Source organism: Micromonospora sp. NPDC048930, assembly GCF_043197935.1.
Taxonomy (GTDB): Bacteria; Actinomycetota; Actinomycetes; order Mycobacteriales; family Micromonosporaceae; genus Micromonospora.
Genome location: NZ_JBICUB010000003.1, coordinates 267,999 through 284,133 on the forward strand (window position 1 = coordinate 267,999; position 16,135 = coordinate 284,133).

The following is a 16,135-nucleotide window of genomic DNA, read 5'->3' on the forward strand; positions in this document are numbered from 1 at the left end:
GATCGGCACGCCGTTCACCCGAAACCATGGTCCCCCCTCGTCTCCCGCCCTCCTGTGGGATCTGGCGCGGGAGTTCCCGGAGGCTACGAGTGATCGACCACGGCGAACTGTCGTCCACCGGACGGTACGCCCCGTAGCGCGACCGAGACGGACCGAAGCTCCACTCACGATCAACCATTGGCTGTCCGACGTCGACGGACGCCGGGCGGGCCGACACACGATTGCCCGACGGCAAGCACCGATCGGACGGTGCCGGCACCCGGTCGGTCAGCGATGACGCCAAAAGCCGACTCTCCCCTTGCCGAGACGGACCCCCGGTCCCGAAGGTGTGCCCACCACAGCCGTTGGCGACCGCGACCACTGACGGTGCGACGCCGCGCCACACCGAGGCGGGGAGCTCATGACCCAGACCATCGACGAACCGGGCGTGCTGGGCGCGGTCCTCGCCACCGTCGGATCCCGACGACCGGTCGAGACCACCGCGCCGCAGGACCTCACCTGTCGGATGCCGCACGACCTGCTGCTGCCGGAGCTGCTGGCGGCCGTCGACGAGCTGGTGCCGTACGCGACCGAACTGAAGCCCGTCCGGCGCCGGCTGTACGCGATGCACAATCCCTCCCCCGACGACCCGGTGCCCACGCCCGCGCAGATGGCGAGTCGGGTCCGCGGCGTCGAACGGGCCTGGGTGATGACCGTGACGCTCGGGCCGGCGCTGCGGCAGCTCGCCGAACTGGCCCGCCCCGGCCGGTACCTGCCACCGTTCGACCTGGCCCTGCGCGGCATGCTGTGGCAGGCCCGCGCGGCGTACTGCGCCGCGATCGCCGAGGCGCTCGCCGACCGGCCGCCGGCGCGGATCGAGTTCCGGCAGGACACCGGCGACCAGCTGGTCGGCGCCTTCCGCGTCGAGATGCCGCGCCTCTACCTGTACGACCGCCGCGGCCTCGAGACGACCATCGGTCAGCTGGCCGCCGAGGTGACGGACCTGCTGGCACTGCGCGCCGAACGGGGCTCGGACGCGCTGGCGACCCGGGCCGCGGACGCCGAGGCGGGCGTGACCATGACCACCACCGGCGCCGACTGGTTCCTGCGCCGTCCCCTGCTGGCCGAACTGCAACGGGTACGGGACTACCCGTTCCACGACTACCTGGACCCGTACGTCCGCTTCAGCCAGAAGCTGCAGATCATCGGCCTCCTGGTCCTGCTGCTGTCCCGACGGGAGCAGCTGTCCTGGCTCGCCGACCAGCCGGTGCTGCCCAGCGCCGCCGCCGACCGGCTCGACGGGTACGTGATCGAGCTGGCCGTCGCGCTCAGCCACGCCGAGGCGAGCATCAGCCGGTTCAAGCAGGGCCGGTACGTCGAGGCCGCGGAGGCGTACCGGCTGGCGGTCGCCGTGCTGGAGGGGGTCACCGGCCGCCGCGAGTACCAGGACGACGTCACGGCGCTCACGAAGATCGTCGAGGTCCAGAAGATTGCCAAGGCCGTGGCGGCCGGGGTCCTCGTCGGCCTGGTCAGCGCGGTCACCGCCGGGGCGGCGGGCGCCGCCGCCGGGATGGTCCTCGCCACGGTCATCGACACCACGACGGTGGCCGGCTCGCTGGTCGTCGCGGCCGGCACGGTCGGCGCCCGGCTGATGTGGGAGACGGTGGTCGCCCGGGCCGGGACCGAGCTGCTGCTCGGACCGGACGCCATCACCGGCTCCTCGTTCCTGGAGGACCTCGGCTGGCAGGCCGCGCAGACCGCCGCGGTCCGGGTCGTGCTCAGCGGCTCCGCGGGGATCTTCACGGCCGCGGCCCGCTCCGGCGAACGGACCGAGCAGGTCGCCCGACTCGCCGTCGAGCAGATCGCCACGTTCGGCTTCGGCGAGGTGCAACACCTGATCAAGACGGGCGAGCTGCGCAGCCTGCGGGACAGTCTGGTGGCCGCGGTGCAGCAGGTCGCCACCACCGGCGTCGTGCTGACCGCCGGGCTGGTGGCGACCTCGTTCGTCGAACGCTTCGGCGACGCCCGGGGCGGCCTCACACCCGCCGACCAGCAGGCGCTGGCCACCCTCGACCAGACCCGCGCCGCCGTGCACGCCGACTTCGCCGCGGTGCGGGACGGGACCGCCACCCCGGCCCAGGTCCAGTCGTGGCTCAGCCGCGCCGCGGACGCCTGGAACGGCTTCGTGACACTGCTCGACAGACTCCCGATGGGCGCCGAGCGGGACGCCGCGTTCGCCCGCGCCACCGCCGCGAAGGCGGAGATAGAGCTGCGCCTGGCCGAGGTGGGCATCACGGCGACCCTGACCCTGCCGGACGGCCCGCCCACCTTCCAGTCCCTGCTGCCCGGCCTGGTGGCGGTCAGCGGGGACGGCGCGCCCACCCTCGACACCGTCCACCCGCCCGCCACCCGCGCGCCCGGCGCCAGCTCCGACACGACGATCGTCACCGGTACGGGCGGTCGGCGGTTGCTGTTCCTGCCGGCGAGCGCGCTGCCGGACCGGCCGGCCACGCCGGACCGGCTGGTGCACGTCCCCGAGGTCGCCACCCGGCTCGGGCCGCCCCCGGAGCCGGTGGTGCTGCCCGGCGCGCCGAGGGTCGGCCTGTCTCGGCTGCAGACCGCGTTCGGCGCGGACAAGGTCGCCGAGATCCTGGGTAATGCCGCCCGGGGACGGGAGCAGGTCCTGAGCCTCGTGGCCCACCCGGAGTTGGAGAACGTCGGCCGCCTCCGGGCCTACGCCACGGAGCTGCGCGGGCTGGCCGCGGATCCGCACTCGGTCGCCTTCGGCCGCCGGTGGGGTCCGGTGCTGGTCTTCCAGGTGCGCCGGAAGCTGGGCACCGACGGGCTGAGGAACGCCCTCGACCGGTTCGCCGCGCTGCTGGAACAGGTGCCGCCCGCCGAGCGGCCCGCGCTCATCGCCCGGCTGCTGGGCTTCCACGCCAGCCGGCTCCGCCGGGAGCTGGAGCTCGCCCCGCCGCTGCGCCCACCGGGCCCCCGGCCTTCGCCGCGCAACATGGGCGTCGACCGCGGCGACCCGGTGTGGCCGGCGATCCTCGACGAGGTGATCCGGTCCTTCGGTGACCTGACCGAACCCCAGCAGCAGGTGATGGCCGACTGCCGGCAGGTTATCGAGCGCGCCGAGGGCGGCGCGTTCCACCGGTACCAGCCGCAGACCCGGCTCGGCATGATCGACAGTTTCGAGCAGATGATGGTCGCCGGCCAGATCCGTGGCCTCACGGCGGTCGCCAACGGGATGCGCGGCCGGCTCGCCGAGCACCTCTTCCTCGGGCCGCTGCCCGTCCTGCAACAGACCATGTGGCTCGGCGGCCGGCGCACCTACACATGGCTGAAGGACCGGTCCAACATGGACGGGCACTGGATGACCGGCACGGTGCCGGAGTTCCTGGAGCTGAAGTCCGACGAGATCCACCTGCAGAGCGCCGCGGAGCAGCGCGCCACCGCGCAGCTCTACCTCCAGCACGCGCGGTTGGACTTCACGAACATCCCCGCCGGCTCCCGGTACCATCTCTGGTTCATCCGGGACCCGGGCGCGGACGGGCGGAGCCGGATGCTGGAGGTCCTGATGCCGTCCGGCGGGCCGATCACCGGGGTGTACTTCGGGCCGCAACCGCCACCGCCGGCGCCGCAGCGCTGACCGCCTCCCCCGCCGCCGGACGGGCCGTCCGGCGGCGGGAGCCCCTCAGTGCTGCGTGCCGCGGGTGTTCAGCACGATGGCGGTGGTGATCAGCCCGGCACCGACGAGCCCGGTCACGCCGAGGCGATCACCGAGGAACAGCGTCGCCAGGAGGGTGGCGACGAGCGGTTCCAGCAGCGCGATCAGCGCTGCCGTACCGGCCTGGGTGGTACGCAGGCCCCGGAAGTACAGCGCGTAAGCCACCGCGGTGGGCGCGGTGCCCAGCAGGAGCAGCAACCCCAGGGCAGCGGGAGTCGGGACGAAGCCCATGCCCGAGGTCACGATGGCCGCGGGGGCGAGCACGGCCGCGCCGATCGCGAAGCTCACCCCGGTGGCGGCGAGGTCGTCGAGACCGGCGACGGGCCGGGTGCCGATGAAGGTCATGGTGGCGAAGCCGGCCGCCGACAGCAGCGCCAGTCCGGCACCGGCGAGCGTGTCCGCGGCGGTGCGGCCGCCGGACGGCGTGCCGACGAGCAGGGCCAGACCGCTGACGGCCAGCGCCAGCGTGGCGAGCGTCAGCGGGCCGACCCGTCGCCGTCCGCTGATCCATTCGGCGGACAGCACCAGGGCAGGTGAGGCCCCGATGGTGAGCAGGGTGGCGAGGCTGACGTTGGTGACGGACACCGCGGCGAAGAAGCAGGCCTGGAAAAGGGCGGCGAGCAGCCCGTTCACGACCATCCGGGCCCAGGCGCGCCGGCCCCGGGGCAGCGGTTGCCGGGTCAGACAGACCACGGCGATGAGGAGGCTGCCGCCGGCGGCGAGCCGGTAGGCGGCCACCGCCAGCGGTGACAGCCCCGCTTCGTGGGCGAGCAGGCTGCCGGTGGGGCCACCGGTGCCCCACAGCACGCCGGCGAGGACGAGCAACCACAGGCCGGTGGCGGAGCGTCGGGCGGTCGCCACCGGTTGTTCGGAGACAAGCATGAAGAAATCGCTCCTGCGACGAGAGGAATGGGGTCGCGGAAGCGGGGCGTACCGGACTCAGCGCTGCACGGACCGCGCGTCCAGCCGGCACAGGCTGGACACGATGAGCAGCGGCGCCCCGCTCAGGAGCGCGGCGGGGAGATGATGTCGAAGGTCCGGCCCATGATCCGATCCTAACCACAGCCCGGGGTACGACACCAACCGTTCCCACGAGCGCCGCGGAAGCGGTTCAGGGGAGCCTGGTTGACCTAGCCGGCGCCGGAAACTGATCATCGCCCTTGGCTGCCGAACCGCGAGTGCAGCCGGGCCAGTCCGGCTTCGCTGCCGATGTGGCGCCGTTCATCGGGCTGCTCCACGTAGTCGCGGATCACGTTCGCGAAGAACGCGGAATCCACCTGGAACGAACCCACCGGAATCCTGACGGGTCGTAGTCGACGGCCGGGGGCGACAGCGCGCTGCAGGATCAGGTCGTTCGCCCGACGTCCGGCGGGCGGCGGCGGGCCGCCGGGCGCCAGCTCGTCCCAGGAGACGCGCTGCCTGGTCGTCGTTAGCTGCACCGTGAGCCCGTCCGGGTCCAGTGCGACGCGCGGCCGGTCGCTGAGCACCAGCACGACGGCGACCACGAAAAGCAGTCCCACCAGGAGGGCCGACGTCAACGCGGCGAAGTCGAACTCGGCGAGGCGTATCCCGTCACCGCCGGGCACCCGCTCGGTCAGCAGCGATCCGCCCGCGACCCACAGCACGATGATGGCGAAATCGCCGATGAAGTGCGGTGCGGCGGGGACGACGAAGCCGCCGTGTCGGTCGTCGAGCCGCAGCGACGCGGGCCGGCGCGGGACGGAACTGAGGACGGTCAGGTGGTACAGGCCGACCGGAACCGCCGCGCTGACCGCAAGAGCCGTGACTGCGGCCAGCACCCCCATCGGCCCCGAGTGCAGCTGCCAGGTCAGCGGAGTCACCCAGAACGTCTCCACCACCCGTAGCGCGAACGCCAGCAACCCGAAGGGCAGCGCGAGGACCCGAGTCCGATTCACCGACACGCCGGCAGTGTAGGGCCGCCGTACTACCGCGACGGCTGCCCGCTTCGGACTCAGTCCCAGCGGCGGGCGGTGGCGGCGAACAGCTCGGGATCGCTGGCCACCGGGATGACGCAGAGCAGGTGCCCGCCGGGCGCGCGGAGCACCTGGCAGTCCTGCCAGCGGGAGACCGGCGTGGCACCGAGCCGGACCAGCCGGTCGACCTCGGCGGCCGGGTCGTCGGTCTCGATGTCCAGGTGGTAGCGGGGTGCGTCGTCCACCGACTGGATCGCGGTGACCAGGCCGGGTACGACGTCGGGCAGGCCGGTGAACTCCGGCTCGGCGGGGTCGACCCGCGGCGACGTGCCGAGCGCCGCCGACCAGAAGGCGACGGCGTCCGGCGCGGACCGCTCGGAGGCGTCGACGATCAGGGCAAAGAGGCGGGACCGGTGCATCCGGCGAGTCTAGCCACGATCACCGTCGATGGCAGTCCGGCACGGTCAGGAGGGGTGCAGGTGGACGCGGCGCGCCTTGCGGCCCGTCTCGTACGCCTCGCGGGCCGCCCGCGTCGCCGCCACCGTGGACACCTCGGCCACCGGCACGTCCCACCAGGCCCCGCCGTCCGGCCCCGGCTCCATCGGGTCCGTCGCCACGTACACGACGGTGGTGCGGTCGGCCGCCTTCGCCGCGGCCAGCCCGGCGCGCAACTCGGCCATGGTGCCCGCCCGGATCACCTCGGCGCCCAGGCTCGCCGCGTTCGTCGCCAGGTCGACCGGCAGCGGATCACCGGCGCGGTCGCGGTAGGCGGTGCCGAGCCGCTGCGCGCCAACGCTCTCCGACAGCCGGCCGATCGAGGCGAACCCCTGGTTGTCGACCAGCACCACGATCAGTTTGACGCCCTCGGCCACGGCGGTGACGAGTTCGCTCGGCAGCATCAGGTAGGAGCCGTCGCCGACCAGGACGAAGACCTCCCGGTCCGGCGCGGCCAGCTTCACCCCGATGCCGCCGGCGATCTCGTAGCCCATGCAGGAGTAGCCGTACTCGACGTGGTAGCTCTTGGGGTCGGTGCTGCGCCACAGCTTGTGCAGGTCGCCCGGCATCGACCCGGCCGCGCAGACCACCACGTCGCGGGGGCCGGCGGCGTCGTTGACCGCGCCGATCACCGCCGCCTGGGTCGGCGCGGCGTCCGGCGCGGCGTGCCGGGCACGATCCACCACGGCCGTCCACCGGGCGGCCAGGTCCGCGACCGTCGACCGGTACGCGGCCGGGGTGGCCCAGTCACCGCAGGCGGCGTCCAGCGCGGCGAGGCTCTCCCGGGCGTCGCCGACCACCTGGGTGCCCGACAGCTTGGCCGCGTCGAAGCCGGTCACGTTGAGGTTGACGAAGCGGGCGTCGCCGAAGAGGGTGCCGGAGGCGGTGGTGAAGTCGCTGTAGCGGGTGCCGATCCCGACCACCACGTCGGCCTCCGCGGCGACCGCGTTCGCCGCGGACGTCCCGGTCACCCCGACCGCGCCGAGGCAGAGCGGGTGGTCGTCGGGCAGCGCGCCCTTGCCTGCCTGGGTCTCCACCACGGGTACGCCGTGCCGCTCGGCGAACTCGCGCAGCGCCTCCGTGGCGCCGCTGTAGATCACCCCACCGCCGGCCACCAGCACCGGCCGCCGAGCCGCGGTGACGATCTCCGCCGCCCGCCGGACCGCCGCCGCGTCGGGGCGCGGGCGGGGCACGTGCCAGACCCGGTCGACGAACAGCTCCTCCGGCCAGTCGTACGCCTCGGCCTGCACGTCCTGCGGCAGCGCGAGGGTGACCGCCCCGGTCTCCACCGGGTCGGTGAGCACCCGCATCGCCGCCAGCAGCGCCGCCGGCAGTTGCTCGGGCCGGTTGATCCGGTCCCAGTAGCGGGAGACCGGGCGCAGCGCGTCGGTGACGCTGACGTCGTAAGAGCGGACGTCCTCCAGCTCCTGGAGCACCGGGCTGGCCGGCCGGGTGGCGAAGATGTCGCCGGGCAGCAGCAGCACCGGCAGCCGGTTGATCGTCGCCCCGGCGGCGCCGGTGACCAGGTTCGTGGCGCCCGGCCCGATGGAGGTGGTGCAGGCCAGGGTGCTGAGCCGGTCGGTCATCCGGGCGTACGCGGCGGCCGTGTGCACCATGCCCTGCTCGTTGCGGCACAACCGGTACGGCAGGTCGACGCCCGCGGCGGCGGCGCCGGCGAGGGCCTCGCCGAGCCCGGCGACGTTGCCGTGCCCGAAGATGCCGAAGCAGGCCGGGATGAGCCGGCGGCGCCGGCCGTCGCGTTCGGACCACTGCCGAGCGAGGAACGCCACCAACGCCTGCGCCACGGTCATCCTGGTCATCGGCCGCCTCCCGCCCGGGTCAGCGGCAGCCGGGGATCGGCCGGCTGCCCGGCCCAGCTGTCCCGGATCCAGCCGTGCCGCGGATCGTCCACGAACGCCATCGTGCGGGCCGGACCGGGGCCGGCCAGCACGTTGAGGTAGTAGAGGTGGTAGCCGGGTGGGGCCATCGACGGCCCGTGGTAGCCGTGCGGGACGAGCACCACGTCACCGGTGCGCACCTCGGCGAGGACGTCGACGGGACGCTCGCCGGTGCCGTAGACCCGCTGGTAGCCGACCGGCCCGCCGTCGCCGGGCGCCCCACCGGCCACCTCGAAGTAGTAGATCTCCTCCAGCCGCGCCTCGATGCGGCCGTCGTCGTGCACCCGGTCGTCCTCGTGCTTGTGCGGCGGGTACGACGACCAGTTCCCGTCGGGGGTGAGCACCTCGACGGCCACCAGGCGGTCGCAGTCGAAGACCTCCGGGGCGCAGAAGTTGTTGACCTGCCGGCTGGCCGACCCGGCGCCGCGCAGCTCCACCGGCACGTCCCGGGCCGCGCCGTAGCGGGGCGAGAGCCGGCGGCGGGCCCGGGCGGACGGCAGCGCGAAGCGTCCCTCGCCGGTGACGGTGACGGTGGCGTCGCGGGGCAGGTACGCGAAGTCGGTGACCGCCGCGAAGACCGACGACCGGCCGGCCAGCTCCATCCGCAGCCCGTCGCAGTGCACGGTGGCGGACCCGGCGAGGGGCAGGACCAGCATCTCCTCCTCGCCGGTGGCGAACGTGACCTCCCCGGCCGCCGGCAGCACCAGCACCCGCAGTCCCGCGTACGTCCAGCCGGCCCGCTCGGGGGTGACCTCCAGCGCCCACGGCTCCCGTGCGGCCGACCCCCACGGCAGGTGGAAGCTCATGCTTCCTGCCTCGTGGGCAGCAGGGAGTGGGCCAGGTCCACCGCGGCGGCCACGTCGTCGTCCGGCGGGTACAGCAGCGCCCGGCCGACCACCAGGCCGCGCACGCCGGGCACCCGCAGCGCCCGCTGCCACCGGGCGTAGACCACGTCCGGGGCCTCGGTCGGGTCGCCGCCGAGCAGCAGCACGGGCAGCGTCGTCGCCGCCATCACCCGGTCCATCTCGTCGATCGCTGGCAGCTTCAACCAGGTGTACGCCGAGGTCGTGCCGAGCGCCTGCCCGACGCTCACGCTCTTGATCACTGCCTCGGGGCTCAGGTCGACGGTGACCCGGCCGCCGGCGCGGCCCACCCACAGCGGCTCCACCATGGCCACCGTGTGACGGGCGGCGAGCGCGCTGACCGCCCGGGCACACGCCTGCAGGGTGGAGGCGGTGCCGTGGTCGTCGGGGTCGATGCGGCAGAGCATCTTGCCGCCGTCGTAGCCCATCGCGGCGATGGTGTCCGCGTCGTACGCGGTGAACCGGTCGTCCAGCTCGAACGCGGCGCCGGAGAGGCCGCCCCGGTTCATCGAGCCGATCGCCAGCCGGTCCTCCAGTGCGCCGAGCAGCAGCAGGTCCTCGAGGATGTCCGGGGTGCCGAGCACCCCGTCGACCCCGGGGCGGGACAGGGCGAGGCGCAGCCGGTCGAGCAGGTCCGCCCGCCCGGCCATGGCCATCGGCCGGTCCCGTACGCCGAGGGCGGCCCGCGCCGGGTGGTCGGCGGCGATGACGAACAGCGGCCGGTCGTGGTCGGGCCACGGTCGGCGGGTACGCCCGGCGGCGGCCTCGGCGATCGCCTGTGGCCGGTGCGCGCGGGTGAGGGTCAGTGCCTCGTACTCGGTGCTCACCGGTCTCCTTCCGTGGCTGGGGCCGGCTGTGTGCGGGCCGCCAGCGCCTCGGTCTCGGCCTCGTCGGGCATGGCGGACGAGCAGGCCAGCCGGGAGGCGACGACGGCCCCGGCGGCGTTGGCGAACCGGAGCGTGCGCTCCAGCGGCCAGCCGCGCAGCAGGCCCAGGCAGAGCGCGCCGCCGAAGGCGTCCCCGGCGCCCAGGCCGTTGACCACCTCCACCGGCACCGGGGGTACCCGCACCGTCTCCTCGGCGGTGCGGGCCAGCACGCCGTCCGGCCCGAGCTTGACCACGGCCAGCCGGGGGCCCCGGTCGAGCAGCAGCCGGGCGGCGTGTTCCGGGTCCCGGCTGCCGACCGCCACCTCCACCTCGTCGAGGTTGCCGACGGCGACGGTGACGTGGGGCAGCGCCTCGGCGTACGCGGCCGTTGCGGCGGCCGGTTCCGGCCAGAACATCGGCCGGTGGTCCAGGTCCAGGATGGTGTGGGGACGCCCGCCGCGGGCGGTCAGCGCGGCCATGTGCGTGTCCCGGCTGGGCTGCTGGCACAGCCCGGTGCCGGTGAGCCAGAAGATCCGCGCCGCCGTGATCGCGTCGAGGTCCAGCTCGTCGGGGTGGATCTGCAGGTCCGGCGCGGTGGGGGTGCGGTAGAACCAGATCGGGAAGTGGTCCGGCGGGAAGATCTCGCAGAAGGTAACCGGGGTGGGCAGCCCGGCGACGGGGCGGACCTGGCTGTCGTCGACGCCGAAGTCGCGCAGCGCCCGGTGCACGTACTCGCCGAAGGCGTCGGCGCCGGTGCGGGTGACCACCCCGGCGCGCAGGCCGTACCGGGCGGCGGCGACCGCGACGTTGGTGGGGCTGCCGCCGAGGAACTTGCCGAAGGTCTCGACCTCGGCCAGCGGCGTGCCGATCTGCAGTGGATAGATGTCCACCCCGACCCGGCCGATGGTGAGCACGTCGAGCATGCGGCGTCCTTCCGCCGGCCGGCGACGGCGTCACCGCCGGCTCGAACCTGGTCATTGATTGGTAACAGTGGCCGAGAGTTGTGTCAATGTGTTGTCCTGACATCCGGAGACTCTGTTCGGTGACCGCTTCGGTACAGTGACGCCCAACCACCGTGCCCCGACCCCCGGGCATCCGTGACGAGGAGGTCCCGTGTGACCGGCCCCGAGATCGTCGTCGACCGGAGCAGCCCGGTCCCCCTCTACTTCCAGGTGGCCGAGCAGTTCGCCGCCGCGATCCAGCGCGGCGACCTGGTGCCTGGCGACCGGCTGGACAGCGAGCTGCAGCTCGCCGACCGGCTGGGACTGTCCCGGCCCACCGTCCGGCAGGCCATCCAGCACCTGGTCGACAAGGGGCTGATCGTGCGCCGCCGGGGCGTCGGCACCCAGGTCGTCCGCGGTGAGGTACGCCGCGGGGTCGAGCTGACCAGCCTGCACGACGACCTGGCCCGGGCCGGGCGGCAACCGTCCACCTCGGTGCTGGAGCTGGCCACCGTGGAGTGCCCGGCGAAGGTGGCCGCCGCGCTCGGGCTGGCCGCCGGCAGCCCGGTGCAGCACCTGCGCCGGCTGCGGTTCGCCGACGGCGAGCCCCTCGCGGTGATGGAGAACTGGCTGCCGCCGGCCCCGGTGCGGCTCTCCCTGGAGGCCCTGCAGGCCCGCGGCCTGTACGCGATCCTGCGCGCGACCGGGGTGCGGGTCCGCAGTGCCCACCAGCGGATCGGCGCGCGGGCGGCCACCGCGGCCGAGGCGCAGATGCTCGGCGAGCGGCGCAACGCCCCGCTGCTGACCATGTCCCGCACCGCCTACGACGACGAGGGCCGCCACGTCGAGCACGGTGAGCACATCTACCGCGCCTCCCGGTACGCGCTGGAGGTGACCGTCGCGGAGCGGTGACGGTGGATGTTTCGCGCCGATTTCAGTGACAGGTATTTACGTCGTCAGGCTGTCATGACATTGTGGCCGACAAGCAGCGCCGGCACCGACCTGCGGCCGGCCGGCGACCCGCGAGTCTCTTCGAAGTCACCTCTTGCGAAGGGAACAGCCCATGTCAGTCACGCCGAGACGCGTCACAGGCGTGCTCGCCGCGCTCACCGCCGTCACCCTCACCGCCACGGCCTGCGGTGGCTCCGACGGTCCCGCCGGCAAGGACGCCAAGAACATCACCCTCACCATCGCCGCCAACTCCATCGTGGGCGGCAAGAACTCGACCGGTGCGGAATGGATCCAGAACTGGGTCATCCCCAAGTTCGTCGAGGCCCAGAAGGCCAAGGGCGTCACCGCCAAGGTGACGTTCGTGCCCAGCGGCGTCGACGACGAGCAGTACAAGACCAAACTGGCCCTGGACCTGCGGTCCAAGGGCGGCGCCGACGTGATGTCGATCGACGGCATCTGGGTCGGCGAGTTCGTCCAGGCCGGCTACCTCAAGCCGCTGTCCGAGGTGGCCGGTGACCAGGCCGACAAGTGGGACGGCTGGTCGCAGATCCCGGAGAGCGTGCAGGGCCTCGGCACGTTCGAGAACAAGAAGTACGGCATCCCGCAGGGCACCGACGGCCGGGTGCTCTACTACAACAAGAAGCTCTTCGCCCAGGCCGGCCTGCCCGCCGACTGGCAGCCCAAGAGCTGGCAGGAGATCCTCGACGCCGGCACCAAGCTGAAGGCGCTGCCCGGGGTGACCCCGATCCAGATCAACGCCGGCACGGCGATGGGCGAGGCGACCACCATGCAGGGCGCGCTGCCGCTGCTGGTCGGCGCCGGCGGGGAGATCTGGAAGGACGGCAAGTGGGCCGGCGCCAACCAGCCGGTCAAGGACGTCCTCGACTTCTACACCAAGATCTACGGTGGCGGCCTCGGCGACCCGAAGCTGCAGCAGGAGGCCAAGGGGCGGGACAAGTCCTTCGAGGAGTTCGCCGCCGGCAAGATCGGCATCCTGGCCGAGGGCGACTACTTCTGGCGCAGCGTCATCAACCCCAAGGACGGCACCGCCAAGATGGCCGACCGGGACAGCACCGTCGGGTACGCGATGATCCCGGCCAAGCAGCCCGGCGCGGGCATCCGCGGGCAGGACTTCGTGAGCATGTCCGGCGGTGGCGTCGACGTGCTGAACCCCAACTCGAAGTACCCGTCCCAGGCGTTCGAGCTGCTGGCGTTCATGCACTCGGCGGAGGCCACCAAGGCTCAGCTGGCCGGGGCGGCGCGGATCACCTCCCGCACGGACGTCAACAAGGAGGTCCTCGCGGGCGACCCGATGCTCAACTTCGTCGCCGAGAAGGTGCTGCCGCTGACCGCGTACCGGCCGCCGCTGGCGGTCTACCCGCAGGTCTCGGTGGCCCTGCAGGAGGCGACCGCGGCCGCGGCGTCGGGCAAGAGCGTCGACGAGGCGGCCTCGGCGTACCAGAAGAAGGTCGAGGGGATCGTCGGTGGTCCAGGTAACGTCTCGTCCTGACGAGACGGTCGAGGGAGCGCGCCCGGAAACGGGCGCCTCCCCGGCCCCCGACGCGGCCGGGCTGGGCCGGGCCCGGGCCGCCGGGTTCCTCGTCCCGAGCATGGTGCTGATCCTGCTCTTCCTGGTGCTGCCGGCCGCCTGGACGATCTACCTCGGCACCACCAACTACCGGCTCACCGGCCTGGCCGCGGCCCACCCGGAGTTCGTCGGCCTGGACAACTACACCACCGCGCTGGGCGACGAGCGGTTCCGCACCTCTCTGCTGCTGACCCTGCAGTTCGTGCTCGGCTCGGCGGTGATCGGGCAGGCCGGCCTCGGCTTCACGATCGCCTTCGCGCTGCGCGACCGGCGCGGGCCGCTGCGCCGGGTGGTCGAGGCGTTCGTGCTGCTGTCCTGGATCCTGCCCAGCTCGGTGGTCGCCTTCCTGTGGATCGCCCTGCTCGACCGGGACGCCGGCACCCTCAACGCCCTGCTGGGCACGCCCGGCGCCGCCTGGCTGCTCGACCACCCGATGCTGTCGATCATCATCTTCAACACCTGGCGGGGCACGGCGTTCTCGATGATGTTGTACGCCGCCGCGCTGGAGAACGTGCCGCGCTCGCACCTGGAGACCGCCCGGCTGGCCGGCGCGTCCACCTGGCAGCAGCTGCGCGACGTGGTGTTCCCGCGCATCCGCGGCCACGTGCTGACCAACCTGCTGCTGATCAGCCTCTGGACGTTCAACGACTTCACGCCGTTCCTGATCACCGCCGGCGGCCCCGAGCAGCGCTCGGAGATTCTGGCGGTCTACGTCTACAAGGTGGCGCTCTCCGGCGGCGAGCTGGGCTTCGGCGCCGCCATCTCGTTCATCATGCTGCTGATCAACCTGGTCATCGCGCTGATCTACCTGCGCATGCTGGGCCGCCGGAAGGAGCGGGCATGAGCGAGCGTCAGCGAGTGATTCATCAGAACGGCGCCGACATGAGCACCGTGACGGGCGGGGCCCGCACCGACCAGGCGGCCCGGGCGGCCGCACGACACGCGCTGGCCCGCATCGGCCGGTACGTCTTCCTCTGCCTGGTGCTGGCCTTCTTCGCGCTGCCGCTGCTGTGGCTGGCCACCGCCCCGTTCGACGACACCCCGACGATCGGCGTCTCGCTGCCGCGCTTCACCCTGGACAACTTCCGCACCCTGCTGGACAACCCGTACGCGCTGACCTCGCTGGTCAACTCGGTCTGGCTGGCCGGCGGCACCGCGCTGCTGGTGGTGGTGTTCGCCGCGCTGGCCGCGTACGCGCTGAGCCGGGTCCGGGTGCCCGGCCGCGACGCGCTGCTGTACGGCCTGCTGCTGCTGTCGTCGATCGTGACCGGCACCGCCACCATGGTGCCGCTGTTCGAGCTGGCGTTCCGGCTCAACCTGATCGACTCCCGGCTCGGGGTGATCCTCGTCCTCACCGGCGGCCTGCTCCCGGCGGCGATCTTCATCCTCAAGGACTTCATGGACGCCACCCCGACCTCGTACGAGGAGTCGGCCCGGGTGTTCGGTGCCAGCCCGTTGCAGATCATGCGGCACATCGTGGTGCCGGTCGTGCGGCCCGGCCTGGCCACCGTCGGGGTGTGGGCGGTGGCCAACGTGTGGGGCAACTTCCTGGTGCCGTTCCTGCTGCTGCGCGGCCCGGACAAGGCCCCCGCCGCGGTGATCATGTACACCCTCTACACCGAGGGCGGCCAGGCCGACCTGCGGCTGCTCTCCACCTTCTCGCTGCTCTACTCGCTGCCGGTGGCGCTGATGTTCGTCTTCGTCAGCAGCAGGTACGGCTTCCGCTTCCACGGAGGGATCAAGCGCTGATGTCCGCCATCACCCTGCGCGAGCTGACCAAGGTCTACCCCAACGGGGTACGCGCCCTGGACGCCCTCGACCTGGAGATCGCCGACGGCGAGTTCTTCGCCCTGCTCGGCCCGTCCGGCTGCGGTAAGACCACCCTGCTGCGCACCATCGCCGGCCTGGAACTCGCCTCCGCCGGCAGCGTGCACATCGGTGAGCGGGCGGTGACCAACCTGCCGCCGGGGCAGCGCGACGTGGCGATGGTCTTCCAGGACTACGCGCTCTTCCCGCACATGACCGTGCGGGACAACATCGCCTACCCGCTGCGGATCAAGAAGGTCGGCCGGGCGGCCCGGCAGGACAAGGCCGCCGCCACCGCCGACGAGCTGGGCCTGTCCGCGCTGCTGGAGCGGCGGCCCGGGCAGCTCTCCGGCGGCCAGCAGCAGCGGGTCGCGCTGGCCCGGGCGATGGCCTGCCACCCGCAGGTCTTCCTGCTCGACGAGCCGTTGTCCAACCTGGACGCCCGGCTGCGGCTGGAGGCCCGCACCTTCCTCAAGCGGCTGCAACGCGAACTCGGCGTCACCACCGTCTTCGTCACCCACGACCAGGCCGAGGCTCTCGCCCTCGCCGACCGGATCGCGGTGATGGAGGGCGGCCGGATCCGCCAGGTCGGCACCCCCACCGAGGTGTTCCGCCGCCCCGCCAACACGTTCGTCGCCGGGTTCATCGGCTCCACCCCGATGAACCTCGTCCCGGCCCGGGTGCACGGCGACGAGCTCGCCGTGGCCGGGGTGCGGCTGGCGGTGCCCGAGGAGGTACGCGGCCAGCTCGCCGAGACGGAGGACGTGGTCTACGGCGTGCGGCCCGAATACCTCGACTACTCCCCCGAGCCGGTGCCCGGCGCGCTCACCGGCCGGGTCGTCGTGGTGGAGAACCTCGGCAGCTTCTCCCTGGTGTCGCTGGACCTGCCCGCCGAGGACGACGCGACGACCAGCGTGCAGGTGGTGGTGCCGGAGGGCCGGGAACCGCAGCCCGGCGACACCGGCTGGGTGCTCCCCCGCCCCGGCCGCTCCCTGGTCTACCGCGACGGCGAACTGGTCACCGGCACGGCCGCGCCACCGGTGCCGGCCCCGCGTACCGGCGTCGGCGCGGAAGCCTGACC

The 16,135-nt window shown here is 73.1% G+C and carries 13 protein-coding genes; 6 read left to right on the top strand and 7 right to left on the bottom strand.

Going from position 1 to position 16,135, the window contains the following annotated elements; all coding sequences use genetic code 11:
- Nucleotides 1-400: 400 nt before the first annotated feature.
- Nucleotides 401-3,634, top strand: a complete 3,234-nt coding sequence (locus ACGFI9_RS10155) for a hypothetical protein (RefSeq protein ID WP_393177136.1) — start codon at nucleotides 401-403, stop codon at nucleotides 3,632-3,634.
- A 45-nt stretch (nucleotides 3,635-3,679) separates the two neighbouring features.
- On the opposite strand, the gene ACGFI9_RS10160 is transcribed toward ACGFI9_RS10155, so the two are convergent.
- From ACGFI9_RS10160 to iolC, 7 genes are all read right to left on the bottom strand, one after another.
- Nucleotides 3,680-4,594 carry a DMT family transporter gene (locus tag ACGFI9_RS10160; RefSeq protein WP_393177138.1) on the bottom strand — a complete coding sequence of 305 codons (915 nt, stop codon included), beginning with the start codon at nucleotides 4,592-4,594 and terminating at the stop codon, nucleotides 3,680-3,682.
- A gap of 269 nt (nucleotides 4,595-4,863) precedes the next feature.
- Nucleotides 4,864-5,517: a hypothetical protein gene (locus ACGFI9_RS10165; protein WP_393177140.1), complete on the bottom strand. Its 654-nt coding sequence runs from the start codon at nucleotides 5,515-5,517 to the stop codon at nucleotides 4,864-4,866.
- Nucleotides 5,518-5,684: 167 nt separating this feature from the next.
- A complete protein-coding gene (locus ACGFI9_RS10170) occupies nucleotides 5,685-6,065 on the bottom strand; it encodes a VOC family protein (protein ID WP_393177142.1) in 381 nt (126 codons plus the stop codon).
- A 45-nt stretch (nucleotides 6,066-6,110) separates the two neighbouring features.
- Nucleotides 6,111-7,961: a 3D-(3,5/4)-trihydroxycyclohexane-1,2-dione acylhydrolase (decyclizing) gene (gene iolD / locus ACGFI9_RS10175; RefSeq protein WP_393177144.1), complete on the bottom strand. Its 1,851-nt coding sequence runs from the start codon at nucleotides 7,959-7,961 to the stop codon at nucleotides 6,111-6,113.
- Nucleotides 7,958-8,845, bottom strand: coding sequence for a 5-deoxy-glucuronate isomerase (gene iolB, locus ACGFI9_RS10180; RefSeq protein WP_393177146.1), 888 nt, complete (start codon nucleotides 8,843-8,845; stop codon nucleotides 7,958-7,960). Before iolB ends, iolD begins: the two co-directional genes overlap by 4 nt.
- Entirely contained in the window at nucleotides 8,842-9,729 is an 888-nt protein-coding gene (locus ACGFI9_RS10185; RefSeq protein ID WP_393177148.1) for an aldolase, read from the bottom strand. The genes iolB and ACGFI9_RS10185 overlap by 4 nt, the downstream gene beginning before the upstream one ends.
- A complete protein-coding gene (gene iolC / locus ACGFI9_RS10190) occupies nucleotides 9,726-10,691 on the bottom strand; it encodes a 5-dehydro-2-deoxygluconokinase (protein WP_393177150.1) in 966 nt (321 codons plus the stop codon). Before iolC ends, ACGFI9_RS10185 begins: the two co-directional genes overlap by 4 nt.
- A gap of 192 nt (nucleotides 10,692-10,883) precedes the next feature.
- Here iolC and ACGFI9_RS10195 point away from each other — a divergent pair, with 192 nt between their 5' ends.
- From ACGFI9_RS10195 to ACGFI9_RS10215, 5 genes are all read left to right on the top strand, one after another.
- Nucleotides 10,884-11,621, top strand: a complete 738-nt coding sequence (locus ACGFI9_RS10195) for a GntR family transcriptional regulator (RefSeq protein WP_393177152.1) — start codon at nucleotides 10,884-10,886, stop codon at nucleotides 11,619-11,621.
- Nucleotides 11,622-11,772: 151 nt separating this feature from the next.
- Entirely contained in the window at nucleotides 11,773-13,170 is a 1,398-nt protein-coding gene (locus tag ACGFI9_RS10200) for an extracellular solute-binding protein (RefSeq protein ID WP_393177154.1), read from the top strand.
- The gene (locus ACGFI9_RS10205; RefSeq protein ID WP_393177156.1) at nucleotides 13,145-14,092 is read left to right on the top strand and encodes a carbohydrate ABC transporter permease; all 948 of its coding nucleotides are present in this window, start codon (nucleotides 13,145-13,147) and stop codon (nucleotides 14,090-14,092) included. The genes ACGFI9_RS10200 and ACGFI9_RS10205 overlap by 26 nt, the downstream gene beginning before the upstream one ends.
- Nucleotides 14,089-14,997, top strand: a complete 909-nt coding sequence (locus ACGFI9_RS10210; RefSeq protein ID WP_393177158.1) for a carbohydrate ABC transporter permease — start codon at nucleotides 14,089-14,091, stop codon at nucleotides 14,995-14,997. The genes ACGFI9_RS10205 and ACGFI9_RS10210 overlap by 4 nt, the downstream gene beginning before the upstream one ends.
- Nucleotides 14,997-16,133 (top strand): ABC transporter ATP-binding protein, encoded by a 1,137-nt coding sequence (locus tag ACGFI9_RS10215; protein WP_393177160.1) that lies wholly within the window; start codon nucleotides 14,997-14,999, stop codon nucleotides 16,131-16,133. Before ACGFI9_RS10210 ends, ACGFI9_RS10215 begins: the two co-directional genes overlap by 1 nt.
- Nucleotides 16,134-16,135: the final 2 nt, after the last annotated feature.